Below are 2,562 nucleotides of genomic sequence, written 5' to 3'. Positions count from 1 at the left end.
CCTCGAATCGGCCGCAGGCATCACCGGTTTCATCAAGACGGTGCTCAGTGTCAAACACGGCCACATCCCCAAACACCTCAACTTCACCACCCTCACACCCCACGCCGGCGAAGGCGCAACAAAATTCGCCATCGCCGCACAGCCGACGGAATGGCCAGTGACGGGCCGGGCACGTCGCGCCGGTGTGTCCTCTTTCGGCGTCAGCGGAACCAACGCTCACATCATCATCGAGCAGGCACCCGCTCCCGAACCCGTGCGGTGGGAACCGGATCCACCGGTGACGACGTTGGTGGTATCGGCCAAGACCCCGGAGCGGATCGCCTCGACAGCGGGGGCGCTTGTGCAGTGGATGACCGGTCCGGGCGCAAACGTCGGGCTGGGCGATGTGGCCCACACGCTCAACCATCACCGGGCCCGGCAACCCAGGTTCGCCACCGTCTGCGCCCGCGACCGCGCAGAAGCCCTCGCCGGGCTACAGGCACTCGCCGATGGCGAAGCCGCCGTCGGTGTAGTCGGGCCCCACGCAGGTCCCTGCAGGCCAGGAACGGTGTTCGTGTACTCCGGTCAAGGCTCGCAGTGGGCCGGGATGGGCCGACAACTGCTTGCCGACGAGCCGGCCTTCGCCGAAGCAATCGCCGAGTTGGAACCCGCGTTCGTCGAGCACGTCGGCTTCTCCCTGCAGAAGGTTCTTACCGACGGTCAGCCGCTGGTCGGAATCGAGCGCATTCAGCCGGTACTGACGGCTCTGCAGCTGGCGCTCACCCAGCTGTGGCGGTCCTACGGAATCAACCCCGACGCGGTGATCGGCCATTCCATGGGCGAAGTCGCTGCCGCCGTCGTTGCGGGCGCGCTGACTCCGGCCGAGGGGCTGAGGATCATCGCAACCCGGTCGCGGTTGATGTCGCGGCTCGCCGGCCAGGGCGCGATGGCGCTGCTCGAACTGGACGCCGACGCCACCGCGGAGTTGATCGCCGACCAGCCGGACGTCACGCTTGCGGTCTTCGCATCGCCGGGCCAGACCGTCATCGCGGGTCCGCCCGCCGACGTCGATGGCCTGATCGCGAAGGTGGCCGGGCAGACGCGACTGGCTCGACGCATCGAAGTCGATGTCGCGTCGCACCACCCCACCATCGATCCAATCCTGTCCGAACTGCGTTCGGCGCTGGCCGATCTCGCGCCCAAGAAACCCACGATTCCGTTTATCTCGACGGCGGCAGACGGTGCGACCGACCTTGACGCCGACTACTGGGTGGCCAACGTGCGTCAGCCGGTCCGATTCAGCCAGGCCGTCGCGGCGGCGGGGGAGAGCCACGCCACCTTCATCGAAGTGAGCCCCCATCCACTGCTGGCCCACGCGATCACGGAAACGCTGGCTGGTGTTCACCACCACCACGTCCCCACTCTGCTGCGCGATGTGCACGACACCCAGGCCTTCCATACCAACCTCAATGCGGCGCACACCATTTCGCCCCCGGCGACGCCACACCCACCCGAACCTCATCCTGTCTTGCCTGTCACCCCCTGGCACCACAAGAGCCACTGGCTGAGCGCCTCGTCGTCGAAGCGTCGTAATCGGTCGAAGGACGACTGGGGATCTGATTTGGCGTGGCCGGTGCGCTCATTGGGTGATGTGGTGACCGCCGACACCGGGTCATGGCTGCTGTTCGCAGATGAATCGTTCGGCGTAGAGATTGTTCGCACGCTGGGTCACGACCTCGCCGTCGATGTCACTCCGACCACGTTGCTCGGGGACGAATCGACGGGGCCAGCGTTGCTGGATTCCCTCGGCAGCGTCACCAATGTGCTGTACGCGCCGGACATTTCGGCATCGCAATTCGACGCCGAGTCCGGCTATATGCTGTTCAGCGCGGCGAGACGGCTGACCGCGGCCCTGGCCACCATGGCATCGCCACCGCGGCTGTTCGTGCTGGTTCGTGAGGTCGTCCCGGACGACCAGGACAATCCCGCCCAGGCGATCCTGTGGGGGCTGGGCCGCATGCTGGCGCTGCAGCATCCCGATATCTGGGGCGGCATCGTCGAATTCGGCGACACGACCTCCGCCGAGCACCCCGCCGAAGCAGGGGATTCCGCCGAGGACACCGACGGGCCCATCGCCGGTGAGATCAAGGACGTCTGGCGGGTCTGCGGGTCCGACAAGCGCAGGCAGCTGCTGCGGGACCACGTCGGCATGCTGGTCGCCGCCGTGATGGGACTTCCTGCGGGGCAGTCGCTGAACGCCTCGGCAGATTTCTTCGAGCTCGGGATGGATTCGCTGATGAGCGTGTTGCTGCAGCGGGCACTCGCCGAGACCCTCGGCGAGGTATTGGACCAGTCTGTCGTGTTTGACTTCCCGACCGTTGAAGAGCTCGCCGAACACCTGGCGACGATCGGCGATGCCGACCAGGAACTTGCCGGGGTCGAAATTTCGGAGAAGGTGAATTGAGCGCGATGGCTGGTGCGCCGTCGGATCGCCGGGCGATCATCACCGAGGCACTTCATCGGATTGATGAGCTCACGGCACGTCTGGAGATCGCCGAGAAGGGTGATACCGAGCCGATTGCC

Annotated in this window: 2 protein-coding genes; both read left to right on the top strand. The window is 66.1% G+C overall.

Features of this window, described 5'->3' with window-relative positions:
• Nucleotides 1-2,443 (top strand): acyltransferase domain-containing protein (locus D6M19_RS35205; protein WP_123029666.1); only part of this gene is annotated, 2,443 nt, incomplete at its 5' end.
• Nucleotides 2,444-2,448: 5 nt separating this feature from the next.
• A partial coding sequence (locus D6M19_RS35385) for a hypothetical protein (protein WP_407665432.1) occupies nucleotides 2,449-2,562 on the top strand: 114 nt, incomplete at its 3' end.

The sequence above is a fragment of the Mycolicibacterium stellerae genome, from assembly GCF_003719305.1.
Lineage (GTDB): Bacteria > Actinomycetota > Actinomycetes > Mycobacteriales > Mycobacteriaceae > Mycobacterium > Mycobacterium stellerae.
The sequence above is the reverse complement of the archived record's forward strand: the minus strand, read 5'-3'. Positions and strand labels throughout refer to the sequence as shown.